Annotated in this window: 15 protein-coding genes; 4 read left to right on the top strand and 11 right to left on the bottom strand. The window is 71.0% G+C overall.

Translation table 11 applies throughout. The features are described 5' to 3' along the window. Nucleotides 1-82 precede the first annotated feature (82 nt). The 3 genes from KDK95_RS01965 to KDK95_RS01955 are packed head-to-tail and all read left to right on the top strand — an operon-like array spanning nucleotide 83 to nucleotide 2,968. A complete protein-coding gene (locus KDK95_RS01965) occupies nucleotides 83-1,036 on the top strand; it encodes a LysR family transcriptional regulator (RefSeq protein WP_212516218.1) in 954 nt (317 codons plus the stop codon). Between the two features lie 55 nt (nucleotides 1,037-1,091). After that, nucleotides 1,092-1,781 carry an SRPBCC family protein gene (locus tag KDK95_RS01960; RefSeq protein ID WP_212516217.1) on the top strand — a complete coding sequence of 230 codons (690 nt, stop codon included), beginning with the start codon at nucleotides 1,092-1,094 and terminating at the stop codon, nucleotides 1,779-1,781. Beyond that, nucleotides 1,778-2,968, top strand: a complete 1,191-nt coding sequence (locus KDK95_RS01955) for an XdhC family protein (RefSeq protein WP_212516216.1) — start codon at nucleotides 1,778-1,780, stop codon at nucleotides 2,966-2,968. The genes KDK95_RS01960 and KDK95_RS01955 overlap by 4 nt, the downstream gene beginning before the upstream one ends. Nucleotides 2,969-3,059: 91 nt before the next feature. Here the strand turns inward: KDK95_RS01955 and KDK95_RS01950 are convergent, their stop codons facing one another. The 9 genes from KDK95_RS01950 to KDK95_RS01910 all read right to left on the bottom strand — a co-directional run bounded on the left by KDK95_RS01950 (nucleotide 3,060) and on the right by KDK95_RS01910 (nucleotide 14,219). Further along, a complete protein-coding gene (locus tag KDK95_RS01950) occupies nucleotides 3,060-3,575 on the bottom strand; it encodes a hypothetical protein (protein ID WP_212516215.1) in 516 nt (171 codons plus the stop codon). 183 nt (nucleotides 3,576-3,758) lie between these two features. Further along, nucleotides 3,759-5,606, bottom strand: coding sequence for an AfsR/SARP family transcriptional regulator (locus KDK95_RS01945; protein WP_212516214.1), 1,848 nt, complete (start codon nucleotides 5,604-5,606; stop codon nucleotides 3,759-3,761). Nucleotides 5,607-5,829: 223 nt separating this feature from the next. Further along, nucleotides 5,830-7,509 carry a CHAP domain-containing protein gene (locus KDK95_RS01940; protein WP_212516213.1) on the bottom strand — a complete coding sequence of 560 codons (1,680 nt, stop codon included), beginning with the start codon at nucleotides 7,507-7,509 and terminating at the stop codon, nucleotides 5,830-5,832. A gap of 165 nt (nucleotides 7,510-7,674) precedes the next feature. Continuing rightward, complete coding sequence (locus KDK95_RS01935) at nucleotides 7,675-9,087, bottom strand: helix-turn-helix domain-containing protein (RefSeq protein WP_212516212.1); 1,413 nt, start codon at nucleotides 9,085-9,087, stop codon at nucleotides 7,675-7,677. Between the two features lie 242 nt (nucleotides 9,088-9,329). Further along, nucleotides 9,330-9,824, bottom strand: a complete 495-nt coding sequence (locus KDK95_RS01930; RefSeq protein ID WP_212516211.1) for a hypothetical protein — start codon at nucleotides 9,822-9,824, stop codon at nucleotides 9,330-9,332. Between the two features lie 220 nt (nucleotides 9,825-10,044). Beyond that, a complete protein-coding gene (locus tag KDK95_RS01925; protein WP_212516210.1) occupies nucleotides 10,045-10,830 on the bottom strand; it encodes a G1 family glutamic endopeptidase in 786 nt (261 codons plus the stop codon). A gap of 163 nt (nucleotides 10,831-10,993) precedes the next feature. Beyond that, the gene (locus KDK95_RS01920) at nucleotides 10,994-12,043 is read right to left on the bottom strand and encodes a tetratricopeptide repeat protein (protein WP_212516209.1); all 1,050 of its coding nucleotides are present in this window, start codon (nucleotides 12,041-12,043) and stop codon (nucleotides 10,994-10,996) included. Between the two features lie 104 nt (nucleotides 12,044-12,147). After that, a complete protein-coding gene (locus KDK95_RS01915; RefSeq protein ID WP_212516208.1) occupies nucleotides 12,148-13,359 on the bottom strand; it encodes an AAA family ATPase in 1,212 nt (403 codons plus the stop codon). Between the two features lie 131 nt (nucleotides 13,360-13,490). Beyond that, nucleotides 13,491-14,219 (bottom strand): DinB family protein, encoded by a 729-nt coding sequence (locus KDK95_RS01910; protein ID WP_372463249.1) that lies wholly within the window; start codon nucleotides 14,217-14,219, stop codon nucleotides 13,491-13,493. A gap of 228 nt (nucleotides 14,220-14,447) precedes the next feature. Between KDK95_RS01910 and KDK95_RS01905 the strand changes: the two genes are divergently transcribed. Beyond that, entirely contained in the window at nucleotides 14,448-17,048 is a 2,601-nt protein-coding gene (locus KDK95_RS01905; protein WP_212516206.1) for a right-handed parallel beta-helix repeat-containing protein, read from the top strand. Nucleotides 17,049-17,150: 102 nt separating this feature from the next. Here KDK95_RS01905 and KDK95_RS01900 read toward each other — a convergent pair whose 3' ends face one another. Together KDK95_RS01900 and KDK95_RS01895 are read right to left on the bottom strand one after the other, a co-directional pair. Next, nucleotides 17,151-17,693: an FMN-binding protein gene (locus KDK95_RS01900; protein WP_212516205.1), complete on the bottom strand. Its 543-nt coding sequence runs from the start codon at nucleotides 17,691-17,693 to the stop codon at nucleotides 17,151-17,153. Between the two features lie 18 nt (nucleotides 17,694-17,711). Beyond that, a complete protein-coding gene (locus tag KDK95_RS01895; RefSeq protein ID WP_212516204.1) occupies nucleotides 17,712-19,067 on the bottom strand; it encodes a ferredoxin reductase family protein in 1,356 nt (451 codons plus the stop codon). Nucleotides 19,068-19,211: the final 144 nt, after the last annotated feature.

Below are 19,211 nucleotides of genomic sequence, written 5' to 3'. Positions count from 1 at the left end.
CTATAGGCTCTTTCACCGGCGTCGGGACATCGTTCGGCCGGTCCGGGCGCGGAGGGCTGCGGCTGCGATGACGCTCACCCAGTTGAAGGCATTCGTGGCGGTCGCCCGCCTGGGCTCGGTGCGGGCCGCGGCCGAGGCGCTGAGGGTGACGGAGCCCGCGATCTCCGGGGCGGTCGCCGCGCTGCGCCGCGAGCTGGGCGACGCCCTGTTCGTCAGGTCCGCCGGCGGCATCACGCTGACCGCCGGGGGCCGGCGGCTCGCGGCCGGTGCGGCCGAGATCGTGAGCCTGGCCGAGGAGACCCGGTGGCGGGTGCGCGAGGCGGGGGAGGGCATCTCGTACCTGCGCGTCGCCGCGACGGAGGACTCGGCCGAGCTGGTCGTCCCGCCGCTGCTCGAGGCGTTCGGGCGCAAGCAGCCGGACGTCGAGGCCGAGACGGTCGCCGTGCCCGCCCGGATGCTCGGGCAGGTGCTGCTCGACCGGCGCGCGGACGTCGCCGTCGGGCCGGCCGCCGGACCGCTCGGCCCCGAGGGCCCGATCGAGTGCCTGCCGTTCCTGCGCTTCCAGCTCGTGGTCGTCGCCTCGCCGGAGCACACGCTCGGCCGTGGCCAGGTCACCGCGGCGCGCCTGGCGCGGGAGCGGTGGCTGCTCGGCCCCGGCGGGCTCGACACGGACAGTCTGGGCGGTGCGTTCCTGGCCAGGCACTGCGTCGATCCGGCCCGCGCGGTGGTCTTCCCGAGCGCCACGGCCGCGTGGCACGCCGCGGCCACCGGAGACGGCCTGTCGATCGCCGTCCTGCACATGGTGCGCGACGACCTGCGGCGCGGCAGCCTGGCCGCGCTCGACGTTCCCGGCACTCCGATCAACGGCATCCTCTACGCGAGCGCGCTCCGGGGCGAACGGCGTTCGCAGACAGCGGCCTCGCTCTGCCGCTTCGTGACCACGCCGCAGGCGACGCAGGCGCTGCTGGCCCGCGCCTCGGGGGTGCCGGCGGACCGCTATCACCCGACGGTCCACGTGACGCTGTGGGGCACTTAAGCGATGGCTGAAGAGCCCGTTGACGGGTGGGGACACCGCGCTGATCGTGAGGTCCGTGGACTTCACCAACGAGTTCCGCGTGAGCCTGCCCCTGGAATCCGCCTGGGAGCTGCTGGGCGACGTGGAGCGGATCGCCCCGTGCATGCCCGGCGCGCAGCTGACCGGCGTCGACGGCGACGAGTACCGGGGCACGGTGAAGCTCAAGGTCGGGCCGATGACCACGCAGTACCTCGGCACGGCGACGATCGAGGAGCGCGACGCCGAGCACCACACGATGTCGCTGCGGGCACGGGGACGCGAGAGCCGCGGCCAGGGCAGTGCCGATGCGACCGTGACCGCGAGCCTGCTCCCGGACGGCGACGGCACCGTCGTGAGGGTGGCCACTGAGCTGAGGGTGACCGGGAAGGTCGCGCAGTTCGGCAAGGGGGTGATCGAGGACATCAGCCGGAAGCTGATGGACCAGTTCGCCACGTGCCTGGAGCGGAAGCTCGCGGTTCCGGGCGAGGCGTCCGCGGCGCAGTCCGCGCCCGAGTCCGTGGCCGGGTCCGCGGCGGAGTCCGCTCAACCGTCGTCGTCGCCATCGTCGCCATCGTCGTCTCCGCCCTCGGCGCGGGCGGCGGCGCCGGCGGCCGAGCCCGAAGCCGTGGACGTGCTGAGCATCGTGCGCGGCCCGCTCGCCAAGCGCGTCGTGCCCCTGGTCCTCGTGCTGGTGGCCGCGGCCATTCTGGTCAAGAAGCTGACATGAAGGACCGCCCGGCGACCGCGGACACGCTCCGCGAGATCCTCGAGACCGTGTATCCCCGGTACGTCTCGGGCGAGACCCTCGCGCTCGCCACCGTGGTCTCCACGGTCAGGAGTGCGCCGCGCGGTCCGGGCGCGGCGATGGCGGTCGCGCAGGACGGCGCGGTCGTCGGCAGTCTGTCAGGCGGCTGCGTCGAGGGCGCCGTCTACGACGCAGCCGTGGAGGTACGCGAGTCCGGCCGTCCACGGCTGCAGACGTACGGCTTCACCGGCGGCGACCTGGAGGCTTTCGAGGTCGGGCTGACGTGCGGCGGCGTCATCGAGGTCTACATCGAGCAGATCTCGCGCGCCGCGTTCCCCGAGCTCGCCGCGCTGCGGGAATCGCTGGCCGCGGGCGAGCCGGTCGCCCTCTCGACCGTCGTCGCGGGCCCCGAGGAGGGGCCCGGCAGGATCGGTTCGCGGCTCGTCGTCTGGGAGGACCGGCGGGCCGGGACGTTCGGATCGGCCGCGTTGGACGACATCGCGGCGGCCGACGCCCGCGCCCGGCTCCGTCGGGGTTCCACGGACCTCCGGCACTATTCGAGCGCGGGCCGGCGCGAGGGCGAGGAGGTGTCGGTGTTCACGCAGTCGTTCGTGGCCGCGCCGCGCATGCTCGTCTTCGGGGCGGTGGACTACGCCGCGGCGCTCGCCCGCCTCGGCGCGTTCCTCGGCTACCGCGTCACCGTCTGCGACGCCAGGCCGGTGTTCGTCACCGCGGAGCGCTTTCCGGACGCTGACGAGGTCGTGCGGCGGTGGCCGCACGAGTATCTCGAGGCCGAGCACGCGGCCGGAAGACTCGACGACAGGACCGTCGTCGCCGTGCTCACCCACGACCCCAAGTTCGACGTCCCGTTGCTCGCCGCGGCGCTGCGTATGCCGCACCTCGCCTTCGTCGGCGCGCTGGGCTCGAGGCGGACGCACGAGGACCGTCTCGCCAGGTTGCGCGAAGCGGGTCTCGGCGAGGCCGAGCTCCGGCGGCTGCATTCCCCGCTGGGACTCGACCTCGGCGGCCGCAGCCCCGAGGAGACCGCGGTCTCCATCGTCGCCGAGATCGTCGCCGAGGCACACGGCGGCAGCGGCCGGCGCCTTCACGACACCGAGGGCCCCGTGCATGCGAACAACCGCGGGCTGGCCGCCGTGGACAGCGGGTGATCGACCCGCCGCGCCGGCCGTGATGGCGCCCTCGAGGCGTAGACGTGCACGGGTTGACGAGCGCGGCGGTTCCTATCCGGTCGGGCCAGTATCAGCCGCAGTGGCCGCCGATGAAGGCGCTCGCGTATTCGGTGCCCGTATCGATGCCGCCGAAGGCCTTGATGCACACGCCCGCCGCGCTTCCGAGGGTGTTGACCGGCCCGGCATAGGAGATGTAGTTCCCGTAGTCATCGTTCGCGGTGCCCGTTACGAGCGGGTCCGAGTCCTGGCAGGTGCTCACGGTCTGCCCGGTTCCGGCGGCACACCGCGTGATATACACGTCCATCTCGTGTCGGACACCTGTGTTGTTCGTGGCGTACGCGCAGTTCTTGCCCGTCGAGGAGTCGTAGTACAGGTACAGCGTTCCGCGGGCCACATCGGTGCCTTCCACGTCGACGAGCGATGCGTGGTCCACCTCCACGCCGCTGCACAGGGACGATGCCTGGGCGGGTGCGCTGCCTGCGAAGAAGAGCCCTGCTCCGACGATCGCGCCGGTGGCGGCCAACGCGGCGGTACGGCGGAACGGGGCCGTGCGGCGGAACGCGGCGGAGGGCAGAGGAATCCTCATGGGTGTGCAACCCCTTCATGGGTGGTGGCGGTGGATCCGACGGGTGGGGCCGGCGGGTGAGGGCCGCGCGCGGTCGCCGCGCAGCCAGGGTCGAACGATCGCAGGGCCGAGTAGCGCGAGGATCGCGCCGCCGTATCGCGCCGTATCGCGCCGCCGTGACCCGCCGTCGGCTGTGACCCCCGGTCACGCATCGACGGGGCTTGCAGTCCGGGCCGGCACGAGCGCCTGTTCGCGGGCGAACTCCCTGACGAACGCGGGAAAGTGGTAGCTTCCGGACCGCGCCGTGGCGAGGAACCGGTGGTCGACCAGGCATTCGAGCACCTGCTCGGCCCTCGGCCGGGGCACGCCGAGCAGTGCGGCCGCGTCCTGCACGCTCAGGGGCTGTTTGTCGGTCGCGGCCAGGCGGGGGAGGGCGGCGGCGGCGGTCGTCGGCAGCGAGCGGTAGCTGCTGGCCAGGCAGGCCCGCACGTCGAGCTGTCCGGTCCGGAGCTCGTCGAGGCGGCGGCTCCGGTCCGCCAGGCGGTCGGCCAGAGTGCGCACGCTCCATGATGGTCTGGCCGCCAGCCGGGAGCCCGCTATACGCAGCGCCAGGGGGAGGTTTCCGCACGCGCGGTAGAGGTCCTGCATGGGCTTCGGTTCCGCGGTGATCCGATCGCGCCCCGCGATCCGGGAGACGAGCTGCGCGGACTCCGCCTGAGAGAACAGCGCGAGTTCCATATGCCGTGCTCCCGCGAGGTCGTCGAGCCGAAGCCGGCTGGTGACGAGCGCCGCGCTTCGCGGGGTGCTCGGGAGCAGCGGACGGACCTGAGCGCTGTCGGTCGCCCCGTCGAGCACGATCAGGACCCTGCGGCCGGCGAGGTGGCTGCGCAGCAGCGCGCTGCGGCCCGCGGTCCCGTCGGGAACGGACCGCGGGTCCCTTTCGAAGGCCTCGAGGAGGGACAGGAGCGCCTGGCCGGAGGGGACGCGCTCGCCGTCCTCGGTGCGCAGTCCCGTATAGAGGATTCCGTCCGGGTACGACGCGCTCAGGGCGTGGGCGATGTGGATGGCGAGGCTGCTCTTGCCGATCCCGGCACGTCCGGTGATGACGATGACCCCTCCCGCTCGCGGACCGGCCGGCCCGAGCAGGGCGACGGCGGCCGCGGTCTCCCGGTCGCGACCGGTGAAATCGGCCAGGTCGGCGGGGATCTGGAAGGGTACGCTCGGCCCGCCGGCGGTGCGGGCACGCGGTGCCCGGTCCGAGACGTCCACGGGCGCGAGCCGGGCGCGCGGTGCCTTGTCCACGACGTCCACGGGCGCGGGCACGGCCCCCGAGAGACGCCGGTGCAACGCCCGTAGGCGCGCTCCCGGAGCGACCCCGAATTCCGTCTGCAGGGTCTGCCGGATGCGGTGGTACTCCGCGTCGGCCTCGGCTCTGCGGCCGTTCTGCAGCAGGGCGAGGATCAGATGCTCGCCCAGTGACTCGCGTTCGGGGTGGGCGGATGCGAAATGCCGGAGTTCGCCGAGGGACGTGCTGTACCGGCCGATGGCGTGCTCGACCTCGAGTTTGAGCTCCAGCGTGTCCACGCGGTCCGCCGTCAGCCGGGGGCATTCGTCGCGCTGCAGCGGATCGGAGTCCACGTCGCACAGCGCCGGGCCGCGCCATTGGCCCAGGGCCCGGGTGAGGGAGCCGGACGCCAGGGCGAGGTCGCCGCGTTCGAACGCGGCGGCACCCTCCTTGCGGAAGCGGTCGAATCTCAGCAGGTCGAGCTCGTCCTCGGCGACGTCGATCAGGTATCCGCCGTCCCGGCTCAGGATCCGCTCGCCGGCCGCTCCGAGGGCCCGTCGCAGCCTCATGATGTAGTTCCGCAGGCTCAGCACGGCGCTGGCCGGCGGATATCCGTTCCACAGCAGTTCCGTGAGGCTCTCCACCGGCACCGGCTGGCCGGCGCGCAGCAGCAGCACCGCGAGTATGACGCGCTGCTTCGCCGCGGTGACCGTGCGAGCCCCGCTCTCCTCACTGATCGTCAGCGGCCCCAGTATTCCGAACTCCATACGCCAATCCCTTCCCCCGACGGCCCGCTCGGGCAGGGTCGGCGATGTGGGTGGCGCCCTGCCTGCGGGATTCACGCGGACTGCGTTGGCAGTTCTACGGGGACGCCGATTGACCGGCAAGGCTTCGGCCCGCCGGTCAATCTATGCCGGACAATCCCGGAGGCGTGCGGGTCCGGCAACCGGGCGACCGGTCCCGAACCCGCACGTCAGAGAACGGATCCGGCTAGCAGTGGCTCCAGCCGCTCGTCCAGGACGAGCCGGCGTACGAGCCGCCCCACTCCACGCAGGAGGTCGGGGCGTACTCGACGACCGGGCCGGCGTAGTCCGTGAAGGTGCCCGGGTTGCTCGCCGAACTGCCGCCTTCGACGGCGAGGGTGGCGTTCATGGACACCGCGCTCGTCGGGCTGGTGGCCATGGTGGCCACGCAGTTGTCACCCGTCGAGGAGTTGTAGAGCAGGTAGATCGTCGCACCGGACAGCGGGTGGGAGTCCACCACGCCGTAGCCGGAGCCGCAGACCTGGGTCGGGGTGTACGGGTTGGTCGAGCCCGACGGGGAGCCGCCGGCGCCGCAGTGGCTCCAGGAGCTCGTCCACGAGCTGGTCTTGTACGAGCCGCCCCACTCGACGCAGCTGTTCGGGGCGTACTCGACGACCGGCCCGGCGTAGTAGGTGAAGCTGCCGGGGTTGCTCGCCGAACTGCCTCCCTGCACCGCCAGGGTCGCGTTCATCGACACCGCGCCGCTGGCGGTGGTGGCCAGGGTCGTGACGCAGTTGTCACCGGTCGAGGCGTTGTAGAGCAGGTAGACCGTCGCGCCGGACAGGGCGTGCGAGTCGATCACGCCGTAGCCGGATCCGCACACCTGGGTCGGGGTGTAGATGTTGTTGCCGGACGGGGCCGGGGCGCCGCTTCCGCCGCCGCAGTGGCTCCAGCCGCTGGTCCACGAGCTGGTCTTGTAGGAGCCGCCCCACTCGACGCAGCTGCTCGGCGCGTTCTCGGTCACCGGACCGGCGTAATAGGTGAATGTCCCTGGATTACTTGCTGAAGCTCCGCCTTGTACCGCGAGTGTCGCGTTCATCGAGACCGCGCTGCTCGGGGTGGTGGCCAGGGTGACGACGCAGTTGTCTCCGTTTCCGCTGTTGTAGAGCAGGTAGATCGTCGCGCCGGACAGCGCGTGCGAGTCGATCACGCCGTAACCCGAGCCGCACGCGGCGTTCGGGCTGTACGGGTTCGCCCCGGAGACGGGCGGCGGCGTGTTGCCCGAACCGCTGGCGACCGGCGTGACGTAGCCGGAGATCGTCATGCCGGCGGCGCCGACGTAGTCGCCGCTCGCCCGCTCGCTCGCCGGGATGGTCACGGAGACCACCGAGGAGCTCTCCGCGAACGTCGCCTGGGAGCTGCCGCTGATGCCGTTCCAGTCCCCGTTGGCGGTGACGACGTTCCCGCTGGAGTCGACGGACGTCACGATGCCGACGTGGTCCGCCGAGCCGCCGCCCGCGTAGTCGTACACCACCGCGTCGCCGGGCTGCGGGACGTAGGAGGACGAGGTGTGCAGCGTGCCGTTGTTCTCGCCGTAGACGTAGAAGCTGCCGGCCGCGGCGGTCAGGCCGCCGGTGTAGAAGCCGGAGTTCTGCCAGACCCACTCGGCGAAGTCGGCGCACCAGAACTCGCCGGCGCCGCCGTTGCCGCTGCAGCTGGTCTCGAACTGGTCGCCCCCGAGGCTGTTCGTGCTCGGGCTGTCCGCGCAGTACCCCGCGCTCTTGCCCAGGTTGGCGGCGGCGAGGCTGGCCGCGTTGCCGCCGGCCGCCGCCGAGGCCATCGGAGCGCTCAGCGCGCTCGCGAGGCTCAGCAGCAGGATCGCCACTGCCGCGCCGGCGAACCGGCGTATGTAACGTTTGATATTCACTGTTCTCCCGTGCTGCGGGTAAGGTCCGTGCGGACCGGGCCACGAATCAGTGGCCTGCGGCGAATTGTGCGCATCGGCGGTAGCGCTCGAGTAGCCGCCGCGTAGCGCGCGAGCCCCGGAGAACGGGAGGGAGGACGGGAACGGGAACGCGAACTGGCAGGGGGGTCAGGCCCCGGACGGATACTGGCACGCCGTCTGCTCCGCCGCGGCCAGCATCGAGGTGCCGAGCGGAGCGGGGCGCAGGGCCGCCGGCCGGTCGGCCGGCAGGGAGCCCGCGGCCACGACCCCGGTCGGGCCGTCGCCGCCCAGGCACGCGACGGCGACGACGGGGATGGTCGGCGCCGGTGGGGCGGCCGCCGCGTACGGGATCCGCAGCGCCGCGTCGAACGATCCGCCTGCCGACTCCGTCAGCGCGAGCTGGTGCCACCCGGTCGGGCCGCCTCCGGGGCCGGTCGCGTAGTAGGCGGCGAATCCGACGATCCACAGATTGCCGCCGGCTGCCCGCAGCCCGACGAACCCGTCGCCGGAGTCGGCGGCCGACAGGGTCAGCGTGATCGAGCTCGGACCGGGAACGTTGTCGGGGCATGGGCGCGGCGGCAGTCCGGGCGGCGGGTTGCCGTGCACGACGGCCGAGGCCACCTCGCCTTCGCCGGGCAGTATGAACCACCGAAGATCGGGCGTATCGGCGGTGGTGTCCTTGACCACGTCGCCCAGGCAGTAGCCGGAGAACCGCAACGTGCATCCCGAGGGGATCCGCTCGCGGACGTCGGCGGACAGGCTCGCGCCCGACCGCACGTTCGCGCCGGGCCCGTAGGTCTCGCCGGAGAACCCGCCCGCCGGAGCCGTCGGCGTGGCGGGGCACCGCACGGGCTGCGTCGCACGGGCGGAGGGCGAGGCCGCCGGGGCAGCCGTGGGCCGGAGATCGAGGACTGCGAGGGGCACTACGAGGACCGCCGCGGCGAGAGCCGCGATCTTGAAGCGGGACACGCGCCTGCCGGAACGGGCCTCGGCGGCGGGTTCCCCGGACGCGGTGGCGGGCGGCGGGTCCGCGGACGGAATGTCCGCGGGAGGCTGCGGAACCGTCGGCGCAATGGGGATCTCGCCGGGATTCCCACTCAGACGCGCGTCACCGTCGTCATCGTCGTCACTGGGGTCAACGCGGCTACCGTCGCAACCGTCGTCAGCGGGGTCGCCGTGGTCACCATCGTCGCCGGAGTCGGCAGGGTCGCCGTGTCTTCCGTCGCCACCACCGTCGCCGGGGCCGCCGTCGTCACCGTCCTCGCCGGGGCCACCGTCGTCACCGCGCCGGGTCGCGAGCTGCCGGTTGACCGATTGCCAGCGCGCCCGCCAGGCCGCAGTCTCGGCGCCGCAGGCCCCTACGTAGGCGAGCGTCACCTCGAGACTGGGCAGCCTGACCCCGCCGGCGGCGTCGCTGAGGGTGCTGGCGCTGAAGCCGGCCGTCCTGGCCAGCGAACGGTATGTCGGATTCCCCGCCGCCTCGCGCACCGCGCGGAGATCGAAGGCGAAGGACTGGATCGGACCGTCCTCCGGATTGACCGGACGAGCCGTGCGCGCCATGACTCCCCCCGAGTAGACCTCAATATACGCCGATACTCAGCGTTTCGCCCCGTGTGCGCAGAGACTCTACCCAATGCCGCGCCCGGATGTCGAACAGAGGTTCGTCAGGGAAAAGACGAGGGCCCATCCGCCTTCGGCCTGCGTCTATGGTCGCCGCACACCGAGCCGGAAGGCCCTCGCCCGCATCAGTACGCCCTCGCCGTCGCCGTGAATCGCTTCACGAACTCAGGCGGGCAGCTCTTTCAGCCGCAGTGGCCGCCGAGGTTGGCGGTGGCGACGACGTTGCCGTAGTCGATCTCGCCGTAAGCCTCGACACACACCCCCGCGGCGCTCCCGAGGGTGTTCGCGGGACCGGCGTAGGAGATGTAGTTCCCGGCGTCGTAATCCTCCCCCTGGATCAGGCTGTCCGAGCCCTGGCAGTTGTACCACTCCTGGCCGGTGCCGGGCGCGCACCGCGAGACCCAGACGGTCATGCTGTGCCGGGCACCGGTGGCGTTGGTGGCATAGGCGCAGTTACGGCCGGTCGAGGAGTTGTAGTACAGGTACAGCGTTCCGCCGACCGCGCCGCTGCCGTTGATGTCGGTCATCGACGCGGAATCCACCTGCGTACCGCTGCACACGGACGACGCCTGGGCCGGCGCGCTGCCCGCGATGAAGACACCCGTCGCGGCGAGAGCGGTGGTGACGGCCAGTCCGGCGACCCGGTGCATCGCGCGGGAGGTCTTGAAACCGTTCATGGATAGAGAGCCCCTCTGTGGGTTGTGGACGCGAAAAAAGCGTCTCAGCGCCGGGTAGCGCGGACGTATCGCCGCGGTAGCCCCACCCGCCGAGGCCCAGAGAGAGCTCTGATTCACTCCGCTGATCCGGCAACGGCCTCGCCCACCGTCCAGGTTGGACAAGGCCCGCGGCCCGGGGACGGCTCCACGCCGTCCCCGGGCCGCGGCCGGGTTCAGCGGGTCAGCAGAGGTTGTCCCACGTGGTGGTGAAGTTCTCCCCGCTGCTGAGCGACGAGGTGGTGTCGCACAGCGTGCTGCCGGACTCGATCTCCATCTGGTGCGTGGTGCCCGCCGAGCCGGCCGCCACGCCGTTCACGGTGAAGGAGGTGAACGGGTCGGTGCCGCTCCACTGGGTCAGCTCGTCCGCCGCCATCTCCATGATCGCCTCTGCCGACGAGTTGGCGTCGCCGCTGGCCGTCTTGGTGACGGTGTTGGTCCAGCCCTGGGTCTCGTCCTTGAGCGTCAACGTGTACGACGTACCCGAGCGGGTGACGGCGCCGTAGAAGGTGTCGCCCGCCTTGACGGTCTTGTTGATCGTGACGAAGTTCGCCGGGTACATCTCGTACCAGGCGTAGTAGGTCTTGGTCGAGCCGGAGCAGTCCACGGAGGTGCCGGTCTGCTCGACGGTGGACGAGCTGTAGCCGTCGATGCCGACCCACGGCGACATGTCCGTGTCGGTGTCGCTGGAGCTGCAGGTGCCCGCGTTCTGCACCCAGGTCGCCGACACGCTGGTGTACGTGCCTCCGGTCACCGCGTAGCCGGACCAGTTGCTCGAGTACTCGATCTTGCCGCCGGCGCGTGCGGCGTGCGTGCCGAGGGCGGTGGCCGGCTTGAACAGCACGCCGCCGGGCACGAAGCGGCTGTGCGCGGCGGGGGAGGCGGTCGTGGCCATGGCGGGGGTGGCGATCGCCAGCGATCCGGTGGCCAGGGCGAGCGCGGCCACGGGTATGGACCAGTGCCTGATCATCAGGGAGCTCCTTCAGTTGTGGGTAGTCGGCGGCACGGACCGGAGGTGGGTCGCGGATCCGATGGGCAGCCGCCGAGGCAGGGAGGACTCTACAACGCGAGGCGGCCGCAGTGAATGGTCAGGCATGAGTGTCCTGATTCACAGTTTGGGCAGTTCAATCGGCTTAGAGCGCGTCCGGATCCCCGCCGGACCGGCGCCTGAGGGCGAGCAGCAGAAGCAGTACCGCGACGTTCAGCAGCGTCACGGAGACCCGCACCGCGGTGTATGCGCCGATCTCGACGATGCCGGGAACGACCGCGGCGATCGCGATGAGCACGGCGGACGTCGCGATGACCGCCTTGCAGGCCGAGGCTGCGCGATTCCTGCGGAGCAGCCGCACCCCTAAGGCGTCCGAGCCGTGTTTCGCCGACCACGCCGAGGCCGCGAACAAGACGAGCAGCACCGCCTCGTAGCCGACCGCGAGCGCCCGGGTCCGCCCGGGCCCGCCTGAGCGGCCGGCGATGACAGCCAGAGTCGCGATCACCGCCAGCCAGCCCAGACCCCACAGGCGGAGCAGGACCAGGGCTTCGAGGTTGCGTTGCACCGTGTGATGCTGCGGGTCGGCGCCCAGCGCACGGCGGAAGCCGCGCCTTGCGCTCGCGAACCGCCAACGACGCTCATCGAGCAGGGCCAGTCCGTTCAGTGACGGCAGATGCTGCGGATCGATCTCCAACGCGCGCAGATACGCCGCACGCGCCTCATCCTGGCGGTATCCGAGCGTGGCCAGCAGGGCACCGCACAGGTAGTGCGGCTCCGCATTCTGCGGCGCCAGCCGGCGAGCCTCTTCGGCGGCGGCCAGGGCCCGTCCGCGGTTGACGCGGTAGAGGCTCTGGGCGAGCGCCGAGAACGCGCGCCACTCGTGGGGCGCGAGCCTGACCGCCTCGGCCGCCGCGTCCGCCGCCTCCCGATGGTGCTTGATCCGGCGCAGGGCCATGGACAGGATGCGGAATCCGTATTCGGCACCCGGGTCGGCGGCCACCGCGGCCCTGGCGATGCGCACCGCCTCGCGATGCTCGCCCAGTGCCATATGGCAGCGGGCGAGCAGGCGCAACGCGACGGGGCTGTTCGGCCGGGCCGCGAGCGCCGATGCCGCGAGCTCGCGCGCCTGCGCGGCGCGACCCAGGTCGAGCAGTTGCTGGGCGCGTTGCAGATCGGTGTCGGGGTCGTTGCCCATGGATTCTCCCGGGGTGGTCCGGTCCGGAACAGCTGCTGCGTCCGCGATGCGGGTGCGGCGGGCGCCGCGTGCGGGTTCGCTGTGTCGCGGTCGGTGGCAGGTGCTCAGAGCAGCTTGCGCACATTGAGATAGTCGACCAGCTCGTCGTAAGTGCCGGATTCGTTGGCGAACAACGCGACGTTGCGGGCCGCCTCGAGCCAGGCCCCGATGGAAGGGCGGATCTGCGCGAGGGCGGATTCGAGTTCCGCCATGGTGATCGGGTGCACCGTGTTGCTCGCGGCAGATCTCATCAAGGCCAGCTCGGCCGCGGAGTCGCAGAGGTGCGCGAGGTCGGCGCCGGAATAGCCGTCGGTGCGCGTGGCCAGCGCGTCCAGCCTCAATTCACCCACCGGCCGGCCCTTGAGATGATGCCGCAGGATCGCTTCGCGGGCCGGTCGGTCGGGGGGAAGCACCAGCAGGGTGCGATCGAGGCGGCCGGGGCGGCGCAGCGCCAAATCCACGTCCCACGGCGCGTTGGTGGCGGCGAGCACGAACACGCCGTCGTTGACCGCGTCCACGCCGTCGAGCTCGGTCAGGAACTGGTTGACGACCCCGCGCGCCGCGTTGTTGGCCAGCTGGCTGCGCTTGTGGCCGAGCGCGTCGATCTCGTCGAAGAACAGTACGCAGGGGACGTTGCGTCGTGCCGCGGCGAACACGTCCCGCAGGTGGCGCTCGCTGTTGCCGATGAACATGTCGAGCACGTCGGCGAGGGTGACGGAGTGGAACCGGGCGCCGAGCTCACCCGCGATCGCGCGGGCGATGAACGTCTTGCCGCATCCCGGCGGCCCGTAGAGCAGCAGGCCGCCCCGCAGGGACTTGCGAAAGGCGCGGCTCAGCTCGGGGTTGCGCAGGGGAGCGAGGAACGCGGCTTCGATGCGGCGCTTGACCTGCTCCATGCCGCCGACGTCGGCGAGGCGGACGGTGCCGGGCACGTCGTCCGAGACGTAGTCCGGCTGCGCCGAGCCGCGTTCGCCGGCATACGCCGCCGGGACGGCGTCGGTCAGATCCCGGGCGGCGCGATCCCAGTCGTAGCCGTCGTCGTAGCCGTCGCCCTCGGACGGCGGTGCGGGCGACGTGGACAGCGCGCGCCGCATCGCCAGGAGAGCGGGAGCGAAGTTCGGCTGCTGCCCGAGGATGACGCTCAACTGCGAGATGGCCTCCTCGTTGCGGCCCGCGTCAAGGAGATGGTTCACCAGCACGAGACGTAGTGGCCCGTCCATGGGCGCCGCATCCACGGCGCGCAGCAGGCTCGCGATGATCTCCGCTCCGTCAGACATCGAGCACACTCCCCCTCCGCGGCCCGCGCACCCACCTCCGACCGCTGCCTACAGTGTCGCAGAAGTCATCTTCAACCGCTGTCCAGCATTCGCCGTCATGGGAAAAGATTGCAGTTCATTCGCGGACGGCCCTACTCAGCGCCCTGCGTCTCGATCAGGTCGAGGTCGCGGACGCAGAAGCCGTGGTGCTCGAAGGTCTCGTTGAGCACCGTGCCGAGGCACTGTCGCACTGAGCGGCCCCGGGCGTAGGGCGGCCAGACATCGTCGTCGGGCACCGGCGCCCGCGCGGCGAGCTGCACTGCGGTGACCTCATCGAGCCAGGCCTCGAGCTCGGCAATCTGAGCGTCACGCACGCCCACGATCTCGTCGAGAGTCGGATCGAGCGAGAGGTCGAGCCCGTGTGCTTCGCGGTAGGGCTCGACGGTCGTCCCGATGCCCATCGGCGTGAACAGCTCCGTCGAGCCCAGGCAGCAGCGGCGAAACCACGAGTCATGGACGAAGACCAGATGGCGCAGGGTCTGCACGGCCGACCACTCGTCGTTCACGCTGCGACGCTCGATGCCGGGCGTACGGCGCATCCGCTCGATCGTGGCAGCCCAGCCGGCATGCAGCTGACGCGATGCCTCGCGCAGATCGGCGGGGTCCTCGGAGCGCAGGAGCACCCGCACCGGATGTCGCCGGTCGAGCTCTGCCTCGACGTACCCGGTGACCTCGACGCCGTTGACGACGAGGTTGGTGACGAGCCCGTCGATCTCGGCATCCTGCATGACCACGCCGATCAGGCGTGCCCCGGTCAGATCGCACTCGCGGAACTGCGCACCCCGGAGATCCTCGTCGAAATACCGCGCCATGCTCCGCATCTTAGGGGCACGGCAGTCAGGCCGCTCGCCAACGGGCGTACCGCAACCGCCGCCGGCCCCGGCGCGGAACCCGGCGCCGAGCTAGACCGGGTGCCGTAATGGTTCCATACTCAAGTGCGTATTCTGCGCCTCGGCTTCGGGCGTAGACGGGTTTTCGTGCGTGCAGGGGTGGGGACCGCCGACTTCCGGCTCGGCCGACTCGTGCAGTGCGCAGTGGGAGGGGATGGCATGCGTAGAAGAACTCTGCGATATATCGTCGCGCTGGTCCTGAGTGCCGGTACGGCGGTCGCGACGACGGCTGCCGCGTCGGCTTCGGACAGCCACGGCGTGGGGAGCGCGAGCAGCGGCACCGCCCCCGTCACCTACTACGTGGACAAGGCCTCGCAGGACTGCTCGAACACCGGGCCGGGCACGCTGGCGCGGCCTTTCTGCACCATCCAGGCCGGTGCCGATGCCGCGCACGCGGGCGACACGGTCGCGATCGCTGCGCAGGCCGACGGTGCGAACGCGTTCGGCGAGGCGGTGACGGTGCACAACTCGGGTACCGCTTCCGCGCCGATCACCTTCGAGCCCTACGGCGGCCCGTACTTCAGCGGGAACGAGTTCGGCAACCCCGGTTTCAAGATCGACTCAGTGCACGACATCGTCATCTCCGGCCTGGAGAGCGCCGGTAGCGAGATGGTGTCGGTCGACAATTCCACCGGCATCGTCATCGAGAACTCGGTGCTCTGGGCGGACGTCGAGAACGGCGTGGCCGTGGACGTCGAGGGCGCGAGCTCGGTGACGGTCCAGCGTTCAGATCTGGGCTCGACGACGAACGACAGCAACGCCGTCGTGCTCGGCCCGGGCAGCTCCGGCGTCATCGCCGACAACCTGGTCGCGCAGAGCGGCACGGCGATCGAAGCAAACGGCACCGCGGCCGGCACGGAGATCGTGGCCAACACGATCCATGACTCCTGCGGCCCCGGCATCGAAGTGGTGGGAGCCAGTGCGCACGCCGATATCGAGAACAACGTCATCGACAACACCCACTACGGCCCCGACGAATACATAGGCTGTGATGTCGGCGGTCCCACGACCCTCGTCGCCATCGAAGGCGCCTCCGGCGCCGGTTCCGGCGTGACGGAGCAGTACAACACCGTCGCGAACGACCTGGGTGGCACCGTTCCCTTCATCTGGAACGGCACCAAGTACACGACCGTGGCGGCGTACACGGCGGCGACCGGGAACGGGGCCTCGGACTACATCGAGTCGACGGTGGCCTTCGGCGGCAACACCGTCCCGACGGACCCGGACGTCATCGGCGTCGCGAACCCGGCCGCTCCGGGCCAGCCCGCCACGGACTACTACGGTCAGAGCCCGGTCGGAGCGACGCCGGACCGCGGGGCGTTCCAGTTCCAGAACTCGACCACTGAGACGCTCGAGGCCACCGGCGCGGAGACGCAGACCGTGGACGTGAATCTCGTGGTGCAGGGCATTCCGTGGATGACGGCCGGTGCGACGCAAAACGGCGTCACGTACTCCTGGGGCGACGGCACGCCCGACACAACCGTCGGCGTCTACGGTAGTTACATCAGCACCGACTTCCGCGGCAATTTCAGCAGCGCGCACACCTACGCGCTGGCCGGAACGTTCACCATCACCGCGACGCTGAGCGACACGGCGGGCACGTTCACGAAGACCATGCAGGTCACCACGGGTGGCAGCACGTACCTGCCGGTCAGCCCGACCCGTGTGCTCGACACCCGCCGCGGCCTCGGCGCGGCGAAGGCCGCAGTGGCCGCGTACGGCACGGTCGCGGTCGACGTGACGAGCGGCGTCGCCGGGATTCCGGCCGGCGACACGATCACCGCCGCGGTCCTCAACCTGACGGCGACCCAGCCGACGAAGAACGGCTACATCTCCGCCTATCCGGCGGGCTCGTCGCGGCCGACGTCCTCCAACGTGAACTTCGCCGCGAATCAGACGGTTGCCAACCTGGCGACCGTGCGCGTGGGAGCGGGCGGCAAGGTCGACCTCTACAACGCTTCCAGCGGTTCGACACAGCTGGTCGCCGACGTCGAGGGCTACTACGTGGCCGGAGGGTCTGGCGCCGGATACGTGCCCGTGAACCCCGACCGACTGCTCGACACACGCAAGGGAATCGGCGCCGCCAAGGCGGCCGTGGCGAGATACGGCCAGCTGTCGCTGAAGGTCGCGGGTTCCGGACCGGTTCCGGCGTCCGGGACGGTCGCGGTCGCGCTCAACGTCACCGTGACCACGCCGACCGCCGGCGGTTACCTGACCGTATGGCCGGACGGCTCGTCGCGGCCGAGCACGTCGAACGTGAACTTCAACGCCGGGCAGACCCTGCCCAACCTCGTGATCGTGAAGGTCCCCCTCGACGGGAAGATCGACTTCTACAACAGTTCCGGCGGCACGGTGCAGGTGATCGCCGACGTCGAGGGCTACTACGCGGCGAGCGGCGGCGGCGCGTTCGTGCCGCTCAACCCCTCGCGTGTGATGGACACCCGCGAGTACCTCGACGGAAGCCCGTTCACCGGCTACGGCCTCCAGACGTGGAGTGTCGCTCAGGCCGGCTTCGCCGACTACGCCGCGGTGGTCATGAACGTGACCGTCACGAACACCGCCGGCAGCGGGATCGTGACCGTCTACCCGGAAGGCGACACGCGGCCGACCACGTCGAACCTGAACTTCACCCGCGGGCAGACCGTGCCCAACCTCGTCATGTCCGGGTACACCGCGGGCACCACGGGAGGCGTGAACATCTACAACGGCTCGCCGCAGGGCATCGACGTGGTGGCCGACCTGTTCGGGTACTTCTCCTGATACCAAGGTAAGGACATCGAGACCGCTGCCCGCGGTTCCGGCCTCCGGGCTCGAACCGCGGGTAGCGGTGCCTCGAGCGGTGGGGCATCAGCTGCCCGAGAGCTAGCCGGCCTGGTCCAGGGCGCTCTGCAGCGACTGGATGTAGCCCTCGCTGGTGTACGTCGCGCCGGAGATCGCGTCGATCTGCGCGCTCTGGGCGGTCATCGCCTCCTGGTTGAGCTGCGGCAGCGCGTAGGAGTTGATCTGCTGGTCGCGATCGCTGTTCTCGGGGTATTCGAGGACTTCGATGTTGGTGATCTTCTTGCCGCTCATCGTCACCTCGACCTGGATCGGTCCGTAGCGGGTGTCGACGGCGCTGCCGGTGTAGTTCTTCGCCGCGGCGGACGTGCTCGCCGCGGCCGAGGGAGAGGACGTGGCCGAGGGGGAGGACGCGGTCGGCGAACCCGAGCCGGCTGCCGTCGAGGTCGAGCCGGTCGAGCCGCTCGAGCCGCTCGAACCGGTCGAACCGGTCGAACTGGTCGCGCCGGAGTTGGCGCTCAGTCCGATCGGGGTGCTCGCGGCGGCGGTGTCGGGGTGCCCCTTGATGCCGAGGAGCAGGACGACTCCGGAAACGGTGGCGGTGCCGGCGATGATCGCGCGACGCATGGGCTGGCTCCTTCGGTCTCAGAAGACGAACGACTCGTGGTGGATGCGGTGCCGCGGCACTCCGGCGCGGCGCAGCGCGGCGATGGCCGATTCGGTCATGGCCTGCGGCCCGCACAGGAACACGTCGTGCTGGCTCAGCCTGGGCACGAGCTTGACCAGGCTCCCGGCGGTCAGCGGGTCGGGGATCTGGGTGCGCCTGCCGACCAGGAACTTCAGCCGGGCACCGCGGGCCGCGGCGATCTGCTCCAGCTCCGGGCGGAAGAGCACGTCCTCGGCGCTGCTCGCGCGGTAGAGCAGGGTCAGGTCGCCGGGGGCGGCCGGGAGCGACTCGAACAGCGAGCGCACCGGGGTGATCCCGACACCGCCGGCGATCAGCAGGATCTTGCGGGCCCGTACCCGGTCCGCGGTGAACGCGCCGTACGGGCCTTCGGCGCGGACCTTCGTGCCCGGCGCCAGCGAGGTGACGGCCGCGCTGTGGCCGCCGAGGTCCTTGACGGTGAAGCGCAGGAACTCCGGGTGCGGCGGGGCGGAGAGCGAGTACGGGTTGGCCGCCCACCGCATCCCCTTGGCCTGGAACTGGAGCCGGAAGAACTGGCCCGGCTTCGCCCGCAGTTCGTCCAGATGCCGCCCGCGCAGGATCACCGAGACCACCCCGGGTCCTTCGGGCCGCACCTCGTGGACGCGGAGCCGGTGCCTGCGGTCGCGCAGGTACGGCTGGATGAGCCGGAACCAGGCGAGGATCGCGAACGCCGCGGCGTAGTACAGGCCCCACAGGGTCGCGTACGGCTTCTCGCTGAGGTCGGCGCCGTCCTCGATCTGGTGGCTGAAGCTCAGCGCGATCGCCAGGTACGTGGCCAGGTGCAGGTAGTACCAGGTCTCGTAGCTCAGGCGGCGGCGCGCGGCGCGCGCGGAGACGATGCCGGTGCCGAGGAACAGCAGCCCGGCCGCGGTGCCCTTGATCATCGACGGATAGTCCCAGACGATGTCGACGGTCTCGCTCGTCAGGCTCTTGTGCGCCGTGATCGAGTAGCCCCAGATGATCGTCAGGGCGTGCACGGTGACGAGGCAGACCAGGTAGCGGCCCGCGCTGGCGTGCCAGCGCGCCAGCCGGTCGGCGCCCACGTGCCGCTCCAGCAGCGGGATCCGCGCCATGAGCAGCAGCAGGAGCGGGGTGAGGTACCCGGCGAGCAGCCCGGTGATCCGCCCGGCCCCGGTGATCCAGTCCGCCGCGCCCTGGACGGAGTTCGTGTCGCGCCACCACAGCGCGAGCACCGCGACGGCGCCCAGAGCGGCCACGGTGAGCGCGAGCACGGACACGGTCTCGACCGGCGGCCGGGCCCGGGAGGCTGGTCGGTGGTGTGCGGGATTCGCCATGATCTGCTCCTTCTCCCGGTCTCGGGTCCCGGATGGGCGCCATCGTCACATCGGGACCTCTCAGTTCCCTCTGAACGCGCGTCCCCGGCCGCCCTGATGAGAACTCGCCGAGTATCCGTACGCGCAGGCCAGTGGCCCTTTCGG

It is taken from the genome of Actinospica acidithermotolerans, assembly GCF_018139625.1.
Lineage (GTDB): Bacteria > Actinomycetota > Actinomycetes > Streptomycetales > Catenulisporaceae > Actinospica > Actinospica acidithermotolerans.
The sequence above is the reverse complement of the archived record's forward strand: the minus strand, read 5'-3'. Positions and strand labels throughout refer to the sequence as shown.

Excerpts from the sequence above, each read along its gene's own strand:
- KDK95_RS01930 (WP_212516211.1), bottom strand. The coding sequence starts at position 9,824 with ATGAACGGTTTCAAGACCTCCCGCGCGATGCACCGGGTCGCCGGACTG.
- KDK95_RS01915 (WP_212516208.1), bottom strand. The coding sequence starts at position 13,359 with ATGTCTGACGGAGCGGAGATCATCGCGAGCCTGCTGCGCGCCGTGGAT.
- KDK95_RS01950 (WP_212516215.1), bottom strand. The coding sequence starts at position 3,575 with ATGAGGATTCCTCTGCCCTCCGCCGCGTTCCGCCGCACGGCCCCGTTC.
- KDK95_RS01910 (WP_372463249.1), bottom strand. The coding sequence starts at position 14,219 with ATGCGGAGCATGGCGCGGTATTTCGACGAGGATCTCCGGGGTGCGCAG.
- KDK95_RS01945 (WP_212516214.1), bottom strand. The coding sequence starts at position 5,606 with ATGGAGTTCGGAATACTGGGGCCGCTGACGATCAGTGAGGAGAGCGGG.
- KDK95_RS01955 (WP_212516216.1), top strand. The coding sequence starts at position 1,778 with ATGAAGGACCGCCCGGCGACCGCGGACACGCTCCGCGAGATCCTCGAG.
- KDK95_RS01905 (WP_212516206.1), top strand. The coding sequence starts at position 14,448 with ATGCGTAGAAGAACTCTGCGATATATCGTCGCGCTGGTCCTGAGTGCC.
- KDK95_RS01920 (WP_212516209.1), bottom strand. The coding sequence starts at position 12,043 with ATGGGCAACGACCCCGACACCGATCTGCAACGCGCCCAGCAACTGCTC.
- KDK95_RS01935 (WP_212516212.1), bottom strand. The coding sequence starts at position 9,087 with ATGGCGCGCACGGCTCGTCCGGTCAATCCGGAGGACGGTCCGATCCAG.
- KDK95_RS01925 (WP_212516210.1), bottom strand. The coding sequence starts at position 10,830 with ATGATCAGGCACTGGTCCATACCCGTGGCCGCGCTCGCCCTGGCCACC.
- KDK95_RS01895 (WP_212516204.1), bottom strand. The coding sequence starts at position 19,067 with ATGGCGAATCCCGCACACCACCGACCAGCCTCCCGGGCCCGGCCGCCG.
- KDK95_RS01900 (WP_212516205.1), bottom strand. The coding sequence starts at position 17,693 with ATGCGTCGCGCGATCATCGCCGGCACCGCCACCGTTTCCGGAGTCGTC.